This window comes from Flavobacterium commune, from assembly GCF_001857965.1.
Classification (GTDB): Bacteria; Bacteroidota; Bacteroidia; order Flavobacteriales; family Flavobacteriaceae; genus Flavobacterium; species Flavobacterium commune.
Genome location: NZ_CP017774.1, coordinates 3,032,229 through 3,052,805, shown reverse-complemented (window position 1 = coordinate 3,052,805; position 20,577 = coordinate 3,032,229). Strand labels below are relative to the sequence as shown.

Here is a 20,577-nt window from a genome sequence, read left to right as displayed (position 1 = left end):
AAGCGGTTTTTTTTCGTTTTAAAATTCTTGTTCAGAATTAGATAACCTCCATTTTCTTCATTAAAAAAGTAGCACTTTTATTTTTACAAATACCTTCTCTTAATTTGTAATCAAAATGCAAATCATTGTCTTTAATTTCAACTTCAAAACAATTATTGCTTAAAATTTCCGGATAATCATTGGTAGTCAAACAAACTTCAATATCGTGTGTCGCAATAGCACCAATCGCTTTTTTAGCAATTACTTTTTTTAGCACTTCGATAGTTCCGTTGCGTTTATCATCCGAATTAGTACCTCTTAAAATTTCGTCAAGCAAAACAAAAGCTGGCTCAACTTCCAAACAATCCATAATTTGTTTTAAGCGTTTTATTTCAGCAAAGAAATACGATTCACTATCAGACAAAGAATCAGATAATCGCATGGAAACTAAAACCGGCAAAGGATGAATCGTAGCTTCTGAAGCACAAACTACACAACCCATACCGCCCAAGACCATATTAATCCCTAAGCTTCTCAAAAAAGTACTTTTTCCGGACATATTAGAACCCGTTAAAATCATAAATGATTGCGGATAAAAAAGAGTATCATTCCCTACTCTCGTTTTTGGATTTAACAAAGGATGACTCAAATTAGAAAAACCAATTTTATAGTCGGAATTAATAGTTGGGAAAACAAAATCCGGATTGTTATATGAAAAATTAGCCAGACTGTTGAGTTTTTCGAATTCGCCAATTACAATTAACCAATCTTCAATAGCTTCAGAATGCTCTTTTTTCCACTTTAATAATGCTTTTAAAACATGAAAATTAAAGAGAAACGTACCATTGAAAACTGTAGCTGTAACTAAATTTGCAATAGTATCCATTCTTGAAAACAACTCTGATAATTTTTTAAAATGTGTACTTGCATTGGCTGATTTAAATTGAAGTCTTTTTTGCAAATCAATTAACTTTTGAGAATGAAATTTTTCGTCTTCAATTTTTTTTACCAACAAACCATATTGGGCAATAATTTTATCAATGTTATCGGCATTTGCAATTTCGCTTTGAATTCGTTTAAAAAATTTTCCCAGAAAAATTAAATTAATAACAAACACATACGACATACAACTCAAAAATATAATGCTGTTAGTAATCAAATACGCAATCAATGTTCCTAAAAACAAAGCAGGAAAAACATAAGAAAGAACAATTGCCGTTTTTGATAAATCCGAACGGGAACTTTTACTCCATTTCAACAAAGCTTCATAACTACTTTGATTGTCCTGACTTACTTTGGCAAAAGCCAAAAACTCCTGACGCCAATCTAACTTTTCAGTTAATTCTTTTACGGCTTGCTGATTAGCTATAATCTTGTCATTAGTCGCCTTATACAATAAAGATGTTGCAAATATTTTTTTACCAATAAAAGTAGCGGTTCTGTTTAGATTCTGAAACAAGGAATGTTCTCCGAAAATATCCAAATCATAGGCATAAGGATGGTGAAAATCCTGAAATTCCACTCCGTTTTCAAAAGGGATTTTTTCTCTTTTTAAAAACGAAATTTCATCTTCACTAATTTGCAACAATGCCTTTGTTAAAAGTCTTTGAAAAGACAATCGGGAATGAATTCGCATTAAAAACAAAAAGGAAGTAAAAAATATCACTGCCAAAAGAATCCAAAATCCTTCCGATTTTTGAATGTAAAAATAGATTGAAGCTAGAAACAGAAAAATGCTCAACAATCGAAACAAACTGATTGTATTGTATTTTTTGTTGATTTTGTTTAATTCACCAGTAAAAAAAGTAAGCTTAGATTTATAAATATCCATAATATAACAAATGAGATACAAATATAAACCAGCTAAACCTCAAATTGACAAAATTTACAACTTAATATACAAATTACCTCAATACTACTAAAGAGAAACCCGCAGATTGAAATTAAAAAATACCGCAGATTCGTAGATTTATTATATTTAAAAATCTACGAATCTGCGGTTAAATATTCTGGAATTTAATTTATAATAATCCTTTATTATCTGTTAGATCTATATTTCATCTTTTTCAAAAATAAATTACTCTATTGGAATTGCCAGAATAGGAATATCTAAATGAGCAGCACAATCTTCGGTTAAACTATGATGGAATAAATTTTCGAAAAAATTGCGTTTGTAAGTCAACATAACCAAAACATTGACATCCTTAAACATGATAAAATCCAAAATACTTTCTTTGACTTCTTCGCTAAAAATCACATTAAAATCAATCGGTTCATTAGCAAATTCGGTTTCCCATTCTTTGATAGTTTCTTTTGTCACATCCGAACTGTCTTTTTTCACATAAAGACATTTAATTTTTGCCTTCATTTTTTTAGCAATTACTAAAACTTCTTTCAATGCTATTTTATCTTTGGGTCTAAATCGGGTTGTAAAAACAATATTTTTTATAGGTTTAAATACTGCTTTAGCAGGAATGCTAAAAACAGGAATACTTACATCAGAGATTACCGCTGTAGTTTGCGTACCGAGCAGTAAATCTGACCAATTTTTAGCTCCTTCGGTTCCCATAATGATATAATCAATTTGATCTTCTTTGATGGCTCTTTCTATGGTGTGCAATAAATCGCCGTCCATCAATCGATGCGTCATTTTAATATGACTCAAATTGCGTTTTTGAGCAATTGCGTGCAGTTTAGGCAACTCATCTTTAAAAACCTCAAATTCAGCCAATTCTACTGATTCATATATCAACATGTAATTTTCCGGAAAATACTGACTGTCAAAAACAGGCAAATCAAAGGCGTGCAGCAACACTAACTCTCCATCAACACTTTTGGCAAACTCTAAAGCATGTACAAAAGCATTGGTTGCAGCTTCAGAAAAATCGGTAGGAAATAAGATGCGTTTCATTTTTAATTACTTAAAAGTTAAAGATCAACTAATAAAATAAAGATACAATTTTAACGCTTTAATTCCCAACAAAATATTCTTTTATATTGAGCTGTTCAACAATACTTCATTAGATTTAGTACCTTTGCAACCAATAATTAAGAAAATGCTAAACAACGATTCTATAGTAGCACTAGCCACAGCTTCAGGTGCCGGAGCCATTGCCGTTATCCGTATTTCAGGTCAGGATGCCATCAGCATCGCTAATTCAGTTTTTAAATCAATTAAGGAAAAAGACTTAACTAAGCAAAAAACGCATACGCTGCATTTAGGGCATATTGTTGATGGTGCAAAAACTTTGGATCAGGTACTGGTTTCTATTTTCAAAGGACCTAATTCTTATACTGGCGAAAATACTGTTGAAATTTCCTGTCACGGCTCTACTTATATTCAGCAGCAAATTATTCAGTTATTGCTTCGAAATGGCTGTCGAATGGCCGATGCAGGAGAATTTACATTACGTGCTTTCTTGAACGGAAAACTCGATTTATCACAAGCCGAAGCCGTAGCCGATTTAATTGCGTCTGACAACGAAGCTTCACACCAAATTGCGATGCAGCAAATGCGTGGCGGATTTTCGAATGAAATTGCCAAATTACGTGAAGAATTATTGAATTTTGCTTCTTTAATTGAACTCGAATTAGACTTTGCAGAAGAAGATGTGGAATTTGCCGATAGAAGTCAGTTTAATGAATTATTGAACAGAATCGAATTTGTTTTAAAACGATTAATAGATTCGTTCGCTGTTGGAAATGTTATCAAAAACGGAATTCCGGTAGCCATTGTAGGCGAACCTAATGTTGGAAAATCAACCCTTTTGAATGCTTTGTTGAATGAAGAGCGCGCCATTGTTTCAGACATTGCCGGAACAACTCGTGACACTATCGAAGATGAATTAGTCATTGGGGGAATCGGCTTCCGTTTTATAGATACGGCCGGAATTCGTGAAACTCAGGATTATGTAGAAAGCATTGGAATCAAAAAAACTTTCGAAAAAATAGAACAGGCACAAGTGGTTCTTTATTTAGTTGACAGTTATGAGTTATCGGTTGTGAGTTTAGAAGCTCTAAAAATTGAGATTGAAAAAGTTAAAAATCAATTTCCTTTAAAACCACTTTTGATTGTTATCAATAAAATGGATTTGCTTTCAGAAGAAAAAATCAAGTTAATTGAAACACAACTCACAACACACAACGCACAACTTCAATTTATTTCCGCTAAAAATAAAGTAGGAATTGATGAATTAAAAAATAAATTATTATCGTTTGTCAACACTGGTGCTTTACGCAACAACGAAACAATTGTAACCAACACCAGACATTACGATTCGTTGTTAAAAGCGCTGGAAGAAATTCAAAAAGTAAAATATGGCCTAGAAACCAATCTTTCCAGCGACCTGATGGCTCTGGACATAAAAGAAGCTTTATATCAATTTGGGATGATTACCGGACAGGTTACAAACGACGAATTATTAGGGAATATTTTTGCTAATTTTTGTATCGGGAAGTAATTACCTTTCTTTTAATTACTAACCACCTGTTTTTATTGATTTTACAAATATTATCCTTCTTTTATTTGTTGCCAATTAACACTTTATTCGTTATATTTGTTGTTCAATTGTTGCCCTATGAATAATTTTGTTGCCCAAAACTCAATGACAACAACCTTGGTCAAATGATGCTACCTATTGCTACATTTCGCCACATAAGGCAACATAATGCAACACGTTATGAGTAGTAATATGGCCATACCGAAAACCTGTACTTATTGTGGAAAAGCTTATATAGCCAAAACCACATTAACCCGCTATTGTTGCCTAAAGTGTAATTCTAGACACTACAAACAAAAAGCCAAAGAAGAGAAAATTCAAAACTCTTTAATAGAGCAACAGCAAACAATGCAAAGTTTGCAAACCTTGCCAACTGCAAACCCTAACTCACTAACCAACAAAAACTATTTATGCGTTCAAGATGCTGCCGATTTAATCGGGGTTAGTAGATGGACAATAAATAGGATGATTAAACGAGGGGATTTACAAACACACAAGTTTGGGAGGAAGAAAATAATTGAGCGTTCACAAATAGATAAACTTTTTAATTAACGGTAACATGAAGGTAACTTTAAGACAAAGACAAAAAGGCAAAAAAATAAGCCTGTATCTCGATTACTATAAAAATGGTAAACGAGAGTATGAATATTTAGGACTGTACCTCATCCCGGAACCTGAAACAGGCAAATTAACACAAGCTCAAAAAGACGAAAATAAAAAAATCCTTTCTTTGGCTGAAAGCATTCGTTCTAAAAGACATTTAGAAATCCAAAACGGAATGTACGGATTCAACGATCAAGAAAAACTAAAAGGTTTCTTTATTATCTACATGGAAACCTTAGCCGAAAAACGACTAGAAAGCAAAGGCAACTATGACAATTGGGACAGTACCATCAAACATTTAAGAAAGTTTTGCCCTAAAGATATTTCTTTCGGACAACTTGATAGCAAGTTTGTGGCAGACTTCAAAGAATACTTAACTAAAACAGCTAAAACACCTAGCAATAAAAACCTTTCTGATAATTCAGCACATTCTTATTTCAACAAATTTAGAGCAGCTTTAAAACAAGCTTTTAAAGACGGAATTATCCGCTCCAACCCAGCCGAACAAGTAGAAAGTTTACCACAAGGAGATACCGAAAGAGAATTTCTAACCCTCGAAGAATTACAAAGCATCCTAAAATACGAATGTGAAATTCCAATTCTAAAAACAGCTTTTATATTCAGTTGTCTAACAGGTTTAAGATGGTCTGATATAAACAAATTAGTATGGTCAGAGATACAACACTCTAATGATTACGGTTGGTACATTCGTTTCAGACAAAAGAAAACCAAAGGCGCAGAAACATTGCCAATTTCAGACCAAGCTCGTGATTTATTAAAAGAAATAGGAGAACCTGAAGAAAGAGTATTCAAAGGACTCAAATACAGTGCCTGGCACAACCTAAAATTACAACAATGGGTAATGAAAGCTGGAATAAGCAAAACTATTACATTTCATTGTGCTAGACACACCTATGCCACCTTGCAATTAACTTTGGGAACTGATATATTTACAGTATCAAAATTATTAGGACACAAAGACATCAGAACAACCCAGGTCTATGCCAAAATAATTGATGAAAAGAAAATGGAAGCTGCTAACCGAATTAAACTTGATTTCTAAATATGACTGAATTTATTAAAGAGCGTTTTGTTAAAGTTGTTCATACATTAGAAAGCTTCTATGAATTCCAAAATAAAGAAAACATTTCTTTATCTGAATACACTAACAAACTTCAAGAGCTTTACAATTTTAATTGGTCAACAGTAAGTAATGTCACTATTTTTAACGATAGTATAATTAGGCTTTTTAATATTAGAACTGATGAAAATAATGATGAATTCCTTGAAAGAACTAAAGGAATAAAGATTCCTCCTGTAGATAAAATCATTGCAAAAGTTCTTTATATTGATATTTTAGATATTTTAGAAAATAATTTAAAATCTAAAAAATTCCCTTTTAAAGATTATAAGGCCTATTTTGACAGTATCGATTTAGAAGAATACTGCAATTTTTATTTTTATATCCCTTATAATGCTATCCCAGAGGAATTATCTAAATGCAATACAAATTTCAAAAATGTGGAATCTTTAGATATAGCTAAAGAATTACTAAACCTAATGATTTCAACAATAGAAAACTACATTAATGATATTTTGCTATTCAATATAAAAAAATGGTTTGACCGAACAGAAATTAATTACAGTTATATACAAGATGAAGAAGATAGAATTTATTTTATCAAGCTTAGAGAAAACTATATAAATTCTTGGTTAAATTGTACTGTAACAGCCTCTGGCTGGAGTGTTTTTTCAAAAGAAGATTTATGGGATGAACTTAACAAACTTAATCTAACTGACGAAAAAATAGAAGAAATTGAAAATCACCAACAAAAATTGTTTTTTGAAGAACTAAGCTATTCAATTTATGAAGCAATGCTTAGTTTCAACTCCACCTATATAGTAGACAAAAAATCAGTTATCAAAAAAGAATTAATGCTTTTAAATAATTTCATTAATGGTGATACTTCTGATGTTATAGTAGACAGAATTAGAAAAATCATTGAAATTGATGATCCAAAAGAAGTATTAATTGCTTTTGATGAAATCACAAAATGTAACATCTTTTGCCCTTACGACAGTTATAAATACATTCCCAAAAAAAGTAAAATTTTAAGTCCTAAATTTTCTGCTTACTTCATTAATGGTTATATAAAGCGTTTACAATCAGAATTATTAAAATTACCTTCCGAAATTTCAAATAACAATAAAACAACTACTCCTATTTCTACTTTTAAAATAAAAGCTGGAGCTTCTAAAAAAAAGAAAGCAACAGATCTATTTGAAGCACTTGAAAGAGAAAAACATATTGATCCTAATTCAAAAAATGACTTTATAAATGCTTTCATTGGCAATCCTCCTGACAATAAAATCAATTGGACTGGATTATTTGGCGACTTGAAATCTTTTATTAATTATTCAATCAGCGAAAATCTTATTGAAAAGATTAGTTCTAAATGGATTATCACTGCTGATATATTTTTACACAATGGCATTCATTTCAATAATACTAAAATAAAAGATACCGTAATAACATCAAGCGACGTAAACATAAAAAAAATAGTTAAGTCAATATTATAACTTCAAAAAAATAATCATATTATTGTAAGAAGAATAGTAACGATATATTGCTTCAATATGATTAAACCTTTTATTGAAATTGATGCTTCTAATTTCATTATCCATCCCTTTGAAATTAACAAACCAGATGATTACAATTTTCCAGTTGAATACCCAAACTGTTGCAATGCTCATAAAATTAATTTAAAAAGATTAGAAAACTTTTTTGAACTTTTCCCTAATTGTTGTGAAAAACACTTATCAAGTTACAAAAAATTTAATTTTGATAAGAATACTTTATACAAAAACCTTCCAACACGAATACTAAAAACGGTAGATTATACAAACCACCAAATCATTAAAACAATTGACAATACAGATTGGTTTGAAGATATTAGCGATTATTTTGAATTAGCTATAACTAGCTTGGGTCAACCAGCTGTGGGATATCATATATATGTAGAATTAGTTGAAGCATTTATAAAAAGTAAAAAAAATAAAATACCTGCAAATAAGAAAAAAGTATTATTAAATTATTTTGTCGAACAAAGTAATTATACTCCTAAAAATGAAGAAACAAGCTTGAAATTACTTTTTGAAATTTATCAAAAATGGCTAAGATTCTTTCCTTTTGAATTACCTTTTTTCACACCATTAAAACCTAAGTTTGAAAAAACACTTCCATTTGTGAAAGGAAAACACAAAACAAACAGATATTTAGGACGAACTACTTTACAAATGGTAACTCCCTCTGAACTAGTTGACAGTCTTTACAAAAAAACCTTAGAAATACTATCTTTAATCGAGACTACAATATTAGTTAAAGAAGGAAAAATTACAGATACCGAAAAATTAAAATTTGACTTTATAAATCAAAACCACCAACATAGACAAAAAACACTTTTGAATACCTTCAATAAAGGTGAAAAAAAATACATTAAAACCATAAAGGAATGGCTTGAAAACGAAAAAGAATATTTTACAAGCATTACACCTTTAGCAAGTCAAAAAACTTTAAAAACAACATCTATTATTGAAGCACCAAAAGTATTCAAATTAAAAGGTTTACAAGCCTCTATTAAAGACAAAGCGACCAACTTACATTATGCTTTAGTTACAAAACAATATTTAAACGAAGAGAGTAAAAAAGACTTCCTAAAACTATTCACAGGCAAACAACCGGAAACCAAAATTTCATGGTTAGGTCAAAAAGGAGAATTAAAATCATTTATTGATTATTTATTGTCTTTAGGGAAAATTGAAAACTGCCAAACTAACAAATGGCAAATTACATCAGTTAATTTCAAGTTTGGGAACGAAGACTTTAAACCTGATACTATCAAGGATACCAAAAAGCCAAAGAATGACATCAAATTAAAATACATCGTTCAAAATATTGGCTAACCAACTCCGCACCTCCTTAATTTATTTCAACTTTTTTTAGACTATCTTTCTTTTGCATAGTTAATACTTATTAATCCCAATAAAATCAAGACTCCGCCTTCACTCCGCTCTATAAAGGCGGAGTTCTTTTTGTGCCTGTATCTGAAATATCTTGCACCTATGTTTGAGGATAAAACCTCTCATCCTCAAGCATGAGAGAGGAAGTTTTTAATACTAAAATTTCAAAGCAAGATGGAAGAAATTATCCTTCAAAAATTAGCCAACATCGAAATGATGTTACAAGAGCAAAACTTATTAAAAAAAGAAGTGCTCAATCTTAACGAAGCCTGTACTTATTTAGATATGAGTGCCTCGCATTTGTATAAAATGACTAGCCAAAAGCTAATACCACATTTTTGCCCACAAGGGAAAAAGCTCTACTTCAAACGTGAAGAATTAGACGAATGGTTACAACGCAACCGTCAATCGTCAACGGACGAAATTGAAACTATGGCAGCAAACTATTTACTAACCAATAAAAGAAAATAGGATGCCATTCTACACACCCACCGAAGAAATGTTGGATAAAATCCATACACGCATTAGTGAATTGGCTTTGAATGTAAAAACAAAGCAACACCTAGAACCACAAGATGTATTTTTCGACAATCAGGAATTCCTGCAATTAATGAACATCAGTAAGCGCACAGCACAACTTTGGAGAGACTCAGGTTTTATAGGTTATTCCCAATTAGGCAATAAAATATATTATCGTCTTTCAGACATCCAAGAATTATTAAACGAGAACTATAATCCGAAGAAAAAATGAGCGAAGTAGCAAACAATAAATTGATGGTTAGCGTGTATCAAAACTTTGCAACAAAATTAGAAGATAGAAACATCGTGGAAATCCTAGAAGAAATCAAATCAGGAAAACACCAGGGAGAAATCAATTCTATTCGATACGCTTTACACAAAGGAGACCAAAAAACAGCCGACAAAATCAAGAGTGAATTAATAGGTTTTACAATGTCAGGCACTTTTGGGACAAGCAGAACTAAAGCAAACCTACTCTCCTATTCTCAAATAATAGGATTAGACTTTGACCATATTCCGGTTACAGAACTCAGCACATTGGTAACACTGATAAACGAATGCAAATACACTTTCGCTTCGTTTATCAGCCCAAGTGGCGAAGGAATAAAAGTATTCATTAAAATCGACTCCAATGCAGCACAACACTTTACAGCCTACAATCAAGTGGCAAATTATTACAAAGAGCTTTCAGGCTATGATTTTGATCCAAAATGCAAAGATAGTACCCGATTATGTTTTGTTTCTTCTGATTCAGAATTACATCTAAACGAAGAAGTTACAATTTTCGAAGTTAAGAACGAAGACAAGCCACTTCCTATAAAACAAAAAACAGAAACGCAACCATGGCAATCTACCGACACTTTACTAGATAAATGTCTAAAATTCACGGAAGAGAAAGAAAAGTATGAAATGGGCAACCGTAACAATTTCATTCATCTTTTTGCCTCTAATGCCAATCGGTTCGGGATTATCGAAGCCGATACACTAGACTTTTGTACAACCAATTTTGATTTAGACGAAAAAGAAATTAAAGCATCCGTACATAGTGCTTACAAAAATCAGTCGGCTGAATTTGCCAAGTTTGCCGACTTTGCCAACCGTAAACCTTTACCACAAAAAACAAATGGTAGTAAAACAAAAAAGGAACCAATAGACGACGAAAACTATTTATTAAATACACCAACCATTCCGCAATCGGTTTACGACAACTTACCACCTATTCTAAAACAAGGTGCAGAAGCATTCTCCGAACCAAGAGAAAGAGATACGTTTCTAACAGGTGCTTTAGCAATTCTATCGGGTTGTTTACCAAATGTAACTGGCGAGTATGGTGGAAGAACCGTCTATCCTCATTTATTTTCTTTCATCCTTGCTCCTGCTGCTTCGGGTAAAGGTGCACTTCAATCTTCTAAAGAATTAGCCGATAAATACCACGAAGAAGTGCTCAAAAATTCAAGAGAGCAAAAAAAAGAATACGACATCAAAATGGCGGCTTACAAAAAAGCGCAACGTTTCCAAAAGAAAGACGACAATACACAAGAAGATATTCCCGAAGAACCACCATTCAAAGTAGTATTCATTCCTGCCAATACCAGTAATGCAAAGATTATTCAACACTTGCAACAAAATGAGGGTACGGGAATTATCTGCGAAACAGAAGCCGATACTTTAGGTCAGGTATTTAAAAATGATTGGGGGTCCTATTCTGATTTATTGAGAAAAGCTTTTCATAGTGAAAAAATATCCATTTCAAGAAAAACCAATAATGAGTATTTCGAAATCAACAATCCACGTTTAGCAGTAGCACTTTCAGGCACACCACAACAAGTGTATAACATTATTTCATCTGCCGAAGACGGTTTATTTAGCCGTTTTGTATTCTATGTTTTCAAAACTGATAGCAAATGGATTGATCCTTCGCCGTATGGTTCAAGAGTCAATTTAACAGAACATTTTGCCAAGTTAGCAAATGTAGTCTATGAAATGGTTTTATTTCTCGATAGCGGTAGAACCAAAATACATTTAAGCAGAGAACAATGGGATAAATTCAACCCAACATTCAGTGAATACTTAAGCCAAATCAGTGCTTTTGTTTCCGAAGATGCACAGAGTATTGTAAAACGTTTAGGATTGGTTTTATATCGAATATGCATGATTTTTACAGCGATTAGAAAATTTCAAGCACAGGAAGTAGCTACGGACATTGAATGCCTGAACGAAGATTTTGAAGCAGCATTACAATTGATTGAAGTCTATTTAAAACACAACATTCTAATGTTTGAAAACCTACCAAAACAAGAAGACGAAGAACAAGGGCCTTTCAAATCAGGACAAAACAAAAAAGACTTCTTTGATGCCTTACCTAATCATTTCACTCGAAAAGAAGCTGTTGAACTCGCTAAAAATTTCAATATTGCCGAAAGAACAGCTGGAACTTTTCTTAAATCCTGCCTAGGCAAATACTTACAACAACCTGAGTATGGGGTCTATGAAAAAGTGAATTAAAAGAAGACAAAAAAACAAAAAAAATAAGTTTAAAATACTATTTTTGACCAATAACATTATACTTATGCAAGCAAAACCATTTTTAAAATGGGCTGGTGGTAAAACACAGTTAATTAACGATATTCAAAAAGCCTTACCAAAAGAATTTATTACTCAAAAATTCACCTATGTGGAGCCTTTTGTGGGTAGCGGAGCGGTTATGTTTTGGATGTTAAATGAATTCAAAAATATTGACAAAGCGGTTATTAATGATATTAATAGCGACTTAACTAATGCATACAAAGTCATTGCTACTAAAACGAATGAATTGATTTCTGTTTTACGACATTTTCAAGGGGAATTTCATGCTTTTGAAAACGATCAAGAAAACAAAAAACTATATTATTACGACAAACGCGAATTATTTAATACGCGTTCAACTGATACGGTAATCCAAGCTGCACTATTTATCTTTTTAAACAGAACTTGCTTTAATGGCTTGTACCGCGTAAATAAAAACAACGGTTTTAATGTACCAATGGGGAGTTATAAAAAACCCACCATTTGTGATGATAAAAATTTATTAGCCGTTAGTGAGGTTTTACAACGCGTAGAAATCCTAACAGGAGATTATCAAGAAACCCTAAAACAAACCGAAAAACCTTCGTTGTTTTATTTTGATCCTCCTTATAAACCACTTAGCAATACATCAAGTTTTAATTCTTATGCCAAAGACGAATTTGACGATAATGAACAAATACGTTTACGTGATTTTTGTAAAAAACTAGATAAATTAAACCATAAATGGATATTAAGTAACTCCGATGTGAAAGGAAAAGATATAACTGACACTTTTTTTGACGATATTTACGAAGAATTCAATATCAATCGTGTTTTTGCAACCCGAATGATTAATGCAAATGCTGAAAAAAGAGGAAAGTTAACCGAATTATTAATTACGAATTAAAAGGTAGTGTCTCACTAACTGTGTAAGTTGAAAAGTTATTCTGAAAAATATTTGAGCTCCTTTAAAAAGCTCAAAAATATTTTTCGGAAATAACTTTTTGTTATTTTTAACCTTACATAATTATGATTGACAAAGACGACTTATTAAACAACAAGGATTTCTATAAATCCTTCAAGAATGCAGAAGATTTAACCTCATTCTTTCAAACGATGCACAAACGAGCTGTTGAACATATGCTCGAAGCCGAACTTGATGCTCATTTAGACAATGAAAAACACGATAAAACCACTAAGGGTAATTATCGCAACGGACACGGAACTAAAAAAATAAAGACCTCTTTTGGTCAACAAGAAATCAAAGTTCCTCGTGACAGAGATTCTTCCTTTAATCCCCTGCTTGTTCCTAAAAGAGAAAATATAGCCCAAGGTATTGAAAATGTCATCATCTCACTTTATGCTAAAGGCATGAGTGTTAGTGATATTGAAGAACAGATCAAGGAGGTATATGATTTTGAAGTGTCTTCTTCGACTATATCACGTATTACCAACACAATTACAAATGAAGTAGTTACTTGGCAAAACAGGCCACTAGAAGAGCTTTATTTAATTGTTTGGATGGATGGTATTGTTTTTAAGGTTAGAGAAGGTTCGAAAGTTATCAATAAAACTATTTATTTAGCTGTAGGGCTTAACAGAGATGGTAAAAAAGATGTTTTAGGAATGTGGCTTGGTAAGAATGAAAGCAGTAGCTTTTGGATGAGTGTTTTGACTGATTTAAAAGCCCGTGGCGTTGAAGATATACTTATTACAGCTACCGATAATTTAAATGGATTTACTCAAACAATCCGAAGTGTTTTCCCTGAATCTCAAACACAAATCTGCGTGGTTCATCAAATTAGAAATGCTTGTAAATATGTCGTTTGGAAGGATCGAAAACAATTTACTGCCGATATGAAACATATTTATAACGCTCCAACAAAACAAGCAGTAGAGTTGGCTTTAAACGATTTTGCAGACAAATGGGAATCCAAATATTCTTATGCAATTAAATCCTGGCGAGATAACTGGGATGAATTGACCGTATTTTTTGATTTTCCAATTGAAATTAGAAAAATCATTTATACAACAAATTTAATCGAGAACTTAAACGGAAAAATTAGAAAATACACTAAAAATAAAATGTCGTTCCCAACAGATGATGCTGTATTAAAATCGGTATTTTTGGCTTTAAGAGAAGCGACCAAAAAATGGTCAATGCCTATTCAAAATTGGGGAATTGTTTTAAACCAATTTACCCTTATATTTGAAAAAAGGCTCCGATTATAAAAACGAAGCCTTAACTTTTCAACTTACACACTTTTTGGGATAGTGTCAATTAAAACAGACACATATTTCTCCATATTAAATAATTGGAGAAGTTCTGTAACCTAAATCATAAGCTAATTGTTTATACAACCTTACTTGAAGTCCTTTTCCTGCACCCTTTGAAAAATCTCCATCTTTAGAAAATAATCTTATTGGGTTAAATTTTAAAGTACCGTCGGAATTTTGAAATTCTAATTTTATCTTATCTGCAAGCTCTTTTTCATTACCCTTGTATACAAAATTTTCAACTTTAGGATATATATCTTCAACTAATTTAATAAGCGCAGCTAGACCAGTAGTTTTAAATAAAATGTGTTTATATAAACTAGGTTTATCACCTTCTATTGGCCAAAATTCCTTGAGTAGTTCTTTAATAACATCAAAATAAATTTCTAAAAAAATAATTGGTCTTTCAGATAATGCTTTGTTGGAAATAGATTCATTTAAAAAAACATTCCATACCCCATTTCTTCTTAATAAAGGGAAAAATGATTCAACTAAAAAAGCTTGAGAAATATAACCTTCGCCACTTCCAAGCATCTTTATTTTTTTGCAAAAGGGGCTACCAGATTTGTTATTTAAATATGTTACCCACTGATGTGCAATATATAAATCGTTATTTTCAGTATCAGGATAAGAACCAAAAATATCATAATATAAAGATTTATTTACAGGTTTTTGATTGAAGTTAACGTCGGCAAAAACTTTTCCTTGTTCCCAAACATCAAAATCTAATAATACCATACAATTAAACACGAAATTTTCTACTTTTATTTTTAACTCATCATAATTGTTAAATTCTTCTTTTTCTATGCATTTTCTAGCAAAATCTATTAGCTTTTTGTTTAAATGGTTTCCTTCAATTTCAGATAACAATGAGTAATATATTGCTAGTAAACCTGCAAGTCTATGCTGACCATCTACTACTAATAAAATATTCAAATTTGGTAAAAGTATTTCGCTTTCTGTAATATAAACTCCTACATTTTCATTAAAATCATCTTCATTAAATTCTGTTTCTTCTAAATATTCTAGATATTCCTCTTTTGAATTTAATTCACTGGTATATAAACTAAAAATAAGAGATGTAGGAAACGTTATTAAATAATCGTTGGGATTAGATATTGCAGTTTTTAATTCTTTTATTAGAAATAAAATGACTTTTTTAGTTTTTTCATCATTAATTAGCCTTTGATAATAATCAGTATTAAATTCTGGATATTTTTTACTATCCTGATTAAAAAGATTAGCATCGTCTTGGAATATATTGTAGTTTAATGGCTCTCTTTGTGTGAACTTTAATGATTTTATAAAATCAATTAGTCTCCAAGTCGCATTATATACTCCTTTTGAAGAGTTTGTTTTTTCATTAAATTGATTGATTTTATTTAATTTTAGCGGAATTGCCTTCGTTTTTATCTTTCCCATATGATTTCTCTTATTGTTTTGATTTTATATCCGATACTAAACTCAATAAATCAATATATCTTTTTTCAATTTCAATTATTTTATTATTAAATTCGGTTGTTTTATTATCATTTGTAAGTAGGCCATATGCTTCAGGTCTTTTTAACTTATCAATTTCCTCTTCAATATTAGTTATTCTTTCCTCTCTATTGTCATAATATTCATTTAGTCTAGTTGTCATTTCCCCATTAAATTTATCATCAAAGTATATCTTTATTTCTGATTTAGCTATTTTTTGAGATTCACTTTTAGCAATTTCCTCTGCAACTTCTTTGGCTTTTTCACCAGAGATTCTTTTAGATTCAATTTCTGCAATTTCTTTTGCTTTAGATTCGGCAATATTTTTTGCATCAAACACTGCTCTTTCAATAGCTGCCTGTCTAGTATCAAAAATTGATTTAAATCCAAAAAATCCAACAATAGCAAAGATAAAACCAATAACAGTTAAATAAAACCGGAATGTTTCTGTACTTTCTTTTTGTATTTCTTTTAAATCAGAACTTACTTTATTTATTTTGACTATTTTTGAATTTATACTATCAGTAGTTACATATAAATTGTTGATTAGTTCTTTGTTTAAAGCTATATAATTTGTGTCAATTTTTTTTTGAGAAATTTCAAAATACTTAATTTTTGATATATGAAGTGTATCAATATAAACATTTTCATTTTTTATTTTACTACAAGATCTTGCAAATAAAGTAATTCCAATGGCAAGTATTATAACTGTAATAATTGAAATTCCAGCCCATTCAAGAATCTCTTTTTTCCAATCTTTACTCTCTTTTTTATCTTCAGCCATATTATAAACCTATTTCATTAAACGGCAATTCTTCTATAAAGTATTTACATCCAACACTTTCAATATATTCAAAGACATCATTATATTCAGTTTTATCAAACCAATCATTCAAAACATAATAATATTCTACTTTTATATTAAGAGGAGTAAATAATTTTACATATTGTTTTTTCTTAAAATCACATGTTTGTAGTTTTTCATCAACAGAACCAGAACCTGCTTGGTATTTTTTCTCTATTATATACATTGTGTCTCCAACCAATAGGGCACCATCAGGTAATATTTTCTTAGATAATATACTTTTATAATTTACACCACTAGGTTCTAAAAATCCTTTGTACAAATTATGTTTCTCATAGTAGTGCGCAACAATAGCTCCATCTCTAAATACTTGATTTCCCATCACTGTAAAATCAGGGTGCTGGTTTAATGCTTCTAACAAATCAGTTCTTCCTTCAAAAGCCAATCCATTATGATTCGTTCTAGCTCCACCGCCAACTGTGTTTGGTTTTTTTGCCATTTTAAATTCCTTTTATACCTCCATAAAACATTGCTCTTCCAGAATAATTCCAATAAGTCACATCTTGCTCTACAAACAACCATTTAATACATTCTAGTATTAGTTCCGTTGAATATCCAGAAGTAAAAGCAAAATTAATTTGGGTAGGATTTTGACAATTATAAATTAAATCAATTTGCAATAGTAAAGAATTGTACAATTCAAGATTTTCATTTTTTTTTGATCTTAAATCATCTAATATATGTACATGACTTGGTCTTGTTGTAGATCTTTTTAAATTACCTTTTTCATTATAATAGTCAAGATTAAAATTTATTCCAGAAACATTTAATGTAAAATCAAAACCATTATTAAACTGAGCTGGCCTACTTAAATAAACTTCTCTTCCATCATTTAATGTCTTTGTGATATAATAATATCGACTTGTTAAATGTTCTTTTCCTGTCCCTGGAGTTTCATCTAAAAAAAGGGTAATAATTTGTTTTCTTAAAATTGCTCTATCATTCGAAAAAGCAAAGTTTGTAATATCAATTTTATTCATTCTATTGGTTTAATCTTAATAATTCTGACAATTCAATCTGTAATGAATCTGCCAATTTTTGAATATTAATCAAGGAAGGATTTCTTTCTCCACGCTCTACCATCCCAATATAATTGCGATGCAAACCACTTTTTTCAGCAAGGGCTTCTTGAGATAAATTTTGAGAAATTCGGAGTTCTCGTACTTTATTACCAAATTGAATTAAGACTTCTTCTTTCATAGTTTCAAAGTTGAACTTTTTAATTAACAAAATCTACACACAATAAGTGTGATTATGAATATTTTTCTGTATATTTGTATATAAAAACTTCATTAAATGAAAATAGATTTTAGAGGAATCGAAAAAACAAATTCTAAAATAAAACCCTTAATTGATTTTCTTAAAAACTCAAACGATTATCATATATGGGAATATATGGGTTTAAAAGTAACTATTGATCCAACTGTAGATTGCAAAAATGAAAATATCTTAATAAGATGGCTTGATATTGATGAAGGATTCAATGATAAAAAAATAGTATATTCGTTAAGTGAATTTCAATCACAATTCAAATCCGTTGTTAAATGATAAAACCCTTTTTTAAATCACAAGACAAAAAATTTTATCTTTTACAGGGAGATTGCAAAGAATTATTACCACAAATTGATCATCAATTTGATATGGTTTTTGCCGATCCTCCTTATTTTTTATCTAATGATGGTTTGTCTATTCAAAATGGTCAAATTGTATCGGTAAATAAAGGTAATTGGGACAAATCTGGTGGGTATGACTTTATCAATGATTTCAATCGTAACTGGCTAACTAAAGTACGTGAAAAACTAAAAGATAATGGTACCATTTGGATAAGTGGTACTTATCATAACATATTCTCTATCGGACAATTATTACAAGAATTAGATTTTAAAATCCTTAATGTCATTACATGGGAAAAGAACAATCCACCACCTAATTTTTCATGTCGTTTTTTTACCCACTCAGCGGAGTTAATCATCTGGGCTCGTAAAAAAGAAAAAGTACCTCATTATTACAATTATGAATTAATGAAGCAGTTAAATGACAACAAACAAATGAAAGATGTTTGGAAATTACCTGCAATTGCTGGCTGGGAAAAATCATGTGGTAAACACCCCACGCAAAAACCATTGGCTGTTTTAACTCGAATTATTCTGGCATCTACACAACCTAATGCATGGATATTAGATCCTTTTGCAGGGAGCTCCACGACAGGAATTGCTGCCAATTTATGTAATCGCCGTTTTCTAGGAATCGACTTAAAAACAGAATTTCTGGAAATGAGCACAGCTCGAAAACTAGAAATCGAAAATCCACAAATCGCAGAAAGTTATCGCAAAAAAATAAATGGTTTTGAGAATAAAAAACAATTCCAAAACTATCTTACTGTTGAGCCAAAACCTAAAGAACGTGTTGTCTTAGGATATATAAGAAGTAAAGATTTGGCTAAACTTCCTGAAACAAACACTTTTTATTTTCACTCGACCGATAAGCAAAATAATTTTCTGGAATTTCCTTATGATTTGCACAATGCTAAAAAAATTATCATCTATACTGGAGGAAGATCAAAAGAATTTCAACTAACTGCTTATTGTGGCGAAATAAAATCAATCGCACATAAACACAAATCAAAAATTAAAGGAAAGGAAGATTCAAAAACAGATTATTATTTTGAAATTACATTAAAAGAAAACTTCAAAGAAGAAGCTATGGTTAATCTCAAATCAAACATCAAAAAATGGATGAAAGAATATAGGGAGGAATTTAATTTGAAATCTGTAAATTATCTACCTGTACTAACTTTTTCTGAAAATATTTTTTTAAAAGAAATATAAGTCTTTACTTTAAAAAATCAATTCTATCCTCACTAATATGAACCTCTATCAAGTTTCAAAAACAAATAATCTAAGTGTATTAAAAGAAAAACCTTTTAAATTAGAAAGAGAAATTCAAACCTTGTTTGAGAACAATTTGATAGAATTGATGGGGCTTGAAATGGTAAAGTCTGAATTTGTTATTAAAGGCAAACGAATTGACACTTTGGGCTATGACCCACAATCCAAAGCTTTTATCATAATTGAATACAAAAGAGCTAAAAATGATAGCGTGGTCGATCAAGGTTTTACCTATTTAAGCTTAATGCTCGAAAACAAAGCCGATTTTGTATTGTGCTATAACGAAACCTTGCATAAAACCATTCACAGTTCCACAGTAGATTGGTCACAAACCAGAGTGATTTTTGTATCACCTAGTTTTACAGAGAATCAACGATTAGCTACTAATTTTAAAGACATTGCTATTGAATTATGGGAAATTAAAAGATATGAAAATGATTTAATCGGCATCAGCCCAATTAAAAAAACCAAATCTGCTGAAAGCATTAAACCATTAACGCAACAAAACAGTGTAATAAAGTCAGTTACCGATGAAATCAAAGTATATACAGAAGAAGACCATTTAAATTCATATCCCGAGGAAATAGTTGAATTATACGAAACTTTTAAAAATGCCATCTTAAACCTAACAGATGATATTGAAATTATTCCTAAAAAATTGTATATCGCATTCAAAAAGAACAAAAACATTGCTGACATTGTTACGCTCAAAAAAGGAATTAAAATCTTTATAAACCTTAAAAAAGGAATATTAGATGATCCTAAAAATCTGATGAAAGATGTTTCTGAAACTGGCCATTGGGGTAATGGTGATTATGAAGTCACTGTCAAAGACACCGAAAACTTAGAGTATATTATGAGTCTAGTAAAACAGGCTATTGTCTAGTTATTAAATCATTAATAT

Annotated in this window: 19 protein-coding genes and 1 pseudogene; 13 read left to right on the top strand and 7 right to left on the bottom strand. The window is 30.8% G+C overall.

Annotated features, from left to right (window positions below):
- Positions 1–37: 37 nt before the first annotated feature.
- Together BIW12_RS12760 and BIW12_RS12755 are read right to left on the bottom strand one after the other, a co-directional pair.
- Positions 38–1,810, bottom strand: a complete 1,773-nt coding sequence (locus BIW12_RS12760; RefSeq protein ID WP_071185467.1) for a MutS-related protein — start codon at positions 1,808–1,810, stop codon at positions 38–40.
- A 246-nt stretch (positions 1,811–2,056) separates the two neighbouring features.
- On the bottom strand, positions 2,057–2,890 hold the full coding sequence (locus tag BIW12_RS12755) for a universal stress protein (protein ID WP_071185466.1): 834 nt from the start codon (positions 2,888–2,890) through the stop codon (positions 2,057–2,059).
- A gap of 145 nt (positions 2,891–3,035) precedes the next feature.
- Here BIW12_RS12755 and mnmE point away from each other — a divergent pair, with 145 nt between their 5' ends.
- From mnmE to BIW12_RS12705, 10 genes are all read left to right on the top strand, one after another.
- Positions 3,036–4,439, top strand: a complete 1,404-nt coding sequence (mnmE, locus tag BIW12_RS12750; RefSeq protein WP_071185465.1) for a tRNA uridine-5-carboxymethylaminomethyl(34) synthesis GTPase MnmE — start codon at positions 3,036–3,038, stop codon at positions 4,437–4,439.
- A gap of 219 nt (positions 4,440–4,658) precedes the next feature.
- The gene (locus tag BIW12_RS12745; RefSeq protein ID WP_071186400.1) at positions 4,659–5,030 is read left to right on the top strand and encodes a helix-turn-helix domain-containing protein; all 372 of its coding nucleotides are present in this window, start codon (positions 4,659–4,661) and stop codon (positions 5,028–5,030) included.
- A gap of 7 nt (positions 5,031–5,037) precedes the next feature.
- Positions 5,038–6,144, top strand: a complete 1,107-nt coding sequence (locus BIW12_RS12740; protein ID WP_071185464.1) for a site-specific integrase — start codon at positions 5,038–5,040, stop codon at positions 6,142–6,144.
- A 2-nt stretch (positions 6,145–6,146) separates the two neighbouring features.
- Positions 6,147–7,661 carry a hypothetical protein gene (locus tag BIW12_RS12735; RefSeq protein ID WP_071185463.1) on the top strand — a complete coding sequence of 505 codons (1,515 nt, stop codon included), beginning with the start codon at positions 6,147–6,149 and terminating at the stop codon, positions 7,659–7,661.
- Between the two features lie 57 nt (positions 7,662–7,718).
- Positions 7,719–9,044: a hypothetical protein gene (locus BIW12_RS12730; protein WP_071185462.1), complete on the top strand. Its 1,326-nt coding sequence runs from the start codon at positions 7,719–7,721 to the stop codon at positions 9,042–9,044.
- A gap of 231 nt (positions 9,045–9,275) precedes the next feature.
- Entirely contained in the window at positions 9,276–9,572 is a 297-nt protein-coding gene (locus BIW12_RS12725; RefSeq protein WP_071185461.1) for a helix-turn-helix domain-containing protein, read from the top strand.
- Between the two features lies 1 nt (position 9,573).
- The gene (locus tag BIW12_RS12720; RefSeq protein WP_071185460.1) at positions 9,574–9,852 is read left to right on the top strand and encodes a helix-turn-helix domain-containing protein; all 279 of its coding nucleotides are present in this window, start codon (positions 9,574–9,576) and stop codon (positions 9,850–9,852) included.
- Entirely contained in the window at positions 9,849–12,125 is a 2,277-nt protein-coding gene (locus tag BIW12_RS12715) for a DUF3987 domain-containing protein (protein ID WP_071185459.1), read from the top strand. Before BIW12_RS12720 ends, BIW12_RS12715 begins: the two co-directional genes overlap by 4 nt.
- Positions 12,126–12,189: 64 nt before the next feature.
- A complete protein-coding gene (locus BIW12_RS12710) occupies positions 12,190–13,071 on the top strand; it encodes a DNA adenine methylase (protein ID WP_071185458.1) in 882 nt (293 codons plus the stop codon).
- A 122-nt stretch (positions 13,072–13,193) separates the two neighbouring features.
- On the top strand, positions 13,194–14,396 hold the full coding sequence (locus BIW12_RS12705) for an IS256 family transposase (protein ID WP_071185457.1): 1,203 nt from the start codon (positions 13,194–13,196) through the stop codon (positions 14,394–14,396).
- 75 nt (positions 14,397–14,471) lie between these two features.
- On the opposite strand, the gene BIW12_RS12700 is transcribed toward BIW12_RS12705, so the two are convergent.
- Genes BIW12_RS12700 through BIW12_RS12680 form a run of 5 tightly spaced genes read right to left on the bottom strand, consistent with a single transcriptional unit; the run spans position 14,472 to position 17,985 of the window.
- Positions 14,472–15,863 (bottom strand): ParB N-terminal domain-containing protein, encoded by a 1,392-nt coding sequence (locus tag BIW12_RS12700; protein ID WP_071185456.1) that lies wholly within the window; start codon positions 15,861–15,863, stop codon positions 14,472–14,474.
- Between the two features lie 10 nt (positions 15,864–15,873).
- Positions 15,874–16,704 (bottom strand): hypothetical protein, encoded by an 831-nt coding sequence (locus BIW12_RS12695; protein ID WP_071185455.1) that lies wholly within the window; start codon positions 16,702–16,704, stop codon positions 15,874–15,876.
- Between the two features lies 1 nt (position 16,705).
- Entirely contained in the window at positions 16,706–17,224 is a 519-nt protein-coding gene (locus BIW12_RS12690; protein WP_071185454.1) for a hypothetical protein, read from the bottom strand.
- 1 nt (position 17,225) lies between these two features.
- Positions 17,226–17,765, bottom strand: coding sequence for a hypothetical protein (locus BIW12_RS12685; protein ID WP_071185453.1), 540 nt, complete (start codon positions 17,763–17,765; stop codon positions 17,226–17,228).
- A gap of 1 nt (position 17,766) precedes the next feature.
- Positions 17,767–17,985: a helix-turn-helix domain-containing protein gene (locus BIW12_RS12680; RefSeq protein ID WP_071185452.1), complete on the bottom strand. Its 219-nt coding sequence runs from the start codon at positions 17,983–17,985 to the stop codon at positions 17,767–17,769.
- Between the two features lie 96 nt (positions 17,986–18,081).
- Between BIW12_RS12680 and BIW12_RS12675 the strand changes: the two genes are divergently transcribed.
- From BIW12_RS12675 to BIW12_RS12665, 3 genes and pseudogenes are all read left to right on the top strand, one after another.
- Entirely contained in the window at positions 18,082–18,333 is a 252-nt protein-coding gene (locus tag BIW12_RS12675; RefSeq protein WP_071185451.1) for a hypothetical protein, read from the top strand.
- Positions 18,330–19,127, top strand: a pseudogene (locus BIW12_RS16580) (DNA-methyltransferase); the annotation flags it as partial. The gene BIW12_RS12675 and the pseudogene BIW12_RS16580, both read left to right, overlap by 4 nt.
- A gap of 523 nt (positions 19,128–19,650) precedes the next feature.
- Entirely contained in the window at positions 19,651–20,559 is a 909-nt protein-coding gene (locus BIW12_RS12665) for a DUF5655 domain-containing protein (RefSeq protein ID WP_071185450.1), read from the top strand.
- The last annotated feature ends 18 nt before the right edge of the window (positions 20,560–20,577 follow it).

What these genes read in the sequence shown, in the direction of transcription:
- BIW12_RS12715 (WP_071185459.1), top strand. Translation starts at nt 9,849, where the DNA reads ATGAGCGAAGTAGCAAACAATAAATTGATGGTTAGCGTGTATCAAAAC.
- mnmE (WP_071185465.1), top strand. Translation starts at nt 3,036, where the DNA reads ATGCTAAACAACGATTCTATAGTAGCACTAGCCACAGCTTCAGGTGCC.
- BIW12_RS12690 (WP_071185454.1), bottom strand. Translation starts at nt 17,224, where the DNA reads ATGGCAAAAAAACCAAACACAGTTGGCGGTGGAGCTAGAACGAATCAT.
- BIW12_RS12710 (WP_071185458.1), top strand. Translation starts at nt 12,190, where the DNA reads ATGCAAGCAAAACCATTTTTAAAATGGGCTGGTGGTAAAACACAGTTA.
- BIW12_RS12730 (WP_071185462.1), top strand. Translation starts at nt 7,719, where the DNA reads ATGATTAAACCTTTTATTGAAATTGATGCTTCTAATTTCATTATCCAT.
- BIW12_RS12740 (WP_071185464.1), top strand. Translation starts at nt 5,038, where the DNA reads ATGAAGGTAACTTTAAGACAAAGACAAAAAGGCAAAAAAATAAGCCTG.
- BIW12_RS12725 (WP_071185461.1), top strand. Translation starts at nt 9,276, where the DNA reads ATGGAAGAAATTATCCTTCAAAAATTAGCCAACATCGAAATGATGTTA.
- BIW12_RS12695 (WP_071185455.1), bottom strand. Translation starts at nt 16,704, where the DNA reads ATGGCTGAAGATAAAAAAGAGAGTAAAGATTGGAAAAAAGAGATTCTT.
- BIW12_RS12705 (WP_071185457.1), top strand. Translation starts at nt 13,194, where the DNA reads ATGATTGACAAAGACGACTTATTAAACAACAAGGATTTCTATAAATCC.
- BIW12_RS12755 (WP_071185466.1), bottom strand. Translation starts at nt 2,890, where the DNA reads ATGAAACGCATCTTATTTCCTACCGATTTTTCTGAAGCTGCAACCAAT.
- BIW12_RS12665 (WP_071185450.1), top strand. Translation starts at nt 19,651, where the DNA reads ATGAACCTCTATCAAGTTTCAAAAACAAATAATCTAAGTGTATTAAAA.
- BIW12_RS12700 (WP_071185456.1), bottom strand. Translation starts at nt 15,863, where the DNA reads ATGGGAAAGATAAAAACGAAGGCAATTCCGCTAAAATTAAATAAAATC.
- BIW12_RS12760 (WP_071185467.1), bottom strand. Translation starts at nt 1,810, where the DNA reads ATGGATATTTATAAATCTAAGCTTACTTTTTTTACTGGTGAATTAAAC.
- BIW12_RS12675 (WP_071185451.1), top strand. Translation starts at nt 18,082, where the DNA reads ATGAAAATAGATTTTAGAGGAATCGAAAAAACAAATTCTAAAATAAAA.
- BIW12_RS12720 (WP_071185460.1), top strand. Translation starts at nt 9,574, where the DNA reads ATGCCATTCTACACACCCACCGAAGAAATGTTGGATAAAATCCATACA.
- BIW12_RS12685 (WP_071185453.1), bottom strand. Translation starts at nt 17,765, where the DNA reads ATGAATAAAATTGATATTACAAACTTTGCTTTTTCGAATGATAGAGCA.
- BIW12_RS12735 (WP_071185463.1), top strand. Translation starts at nt 6,147, where the DNA reads ATGACTGAATTTATTAAAGAGCGTTTTGTTAAAGTTGTTCATACATTA.
- BIW12_RS12745 (WP_071186400.1), top strand. Translation starts at nt 4,659, where the DNA reads ATGAGTAGTAATATGGCCATACCGAAAACCTGTACTTATTGTGGAAAA.
- BIW12_RS12680 (WP_071185452.1), bottom strand. Translation starts at nt 17,985, where the DNA reads ATGAAAGAAGAAGTCTTAATTCAATTTGGTAATAAAGTACGAGAACTC.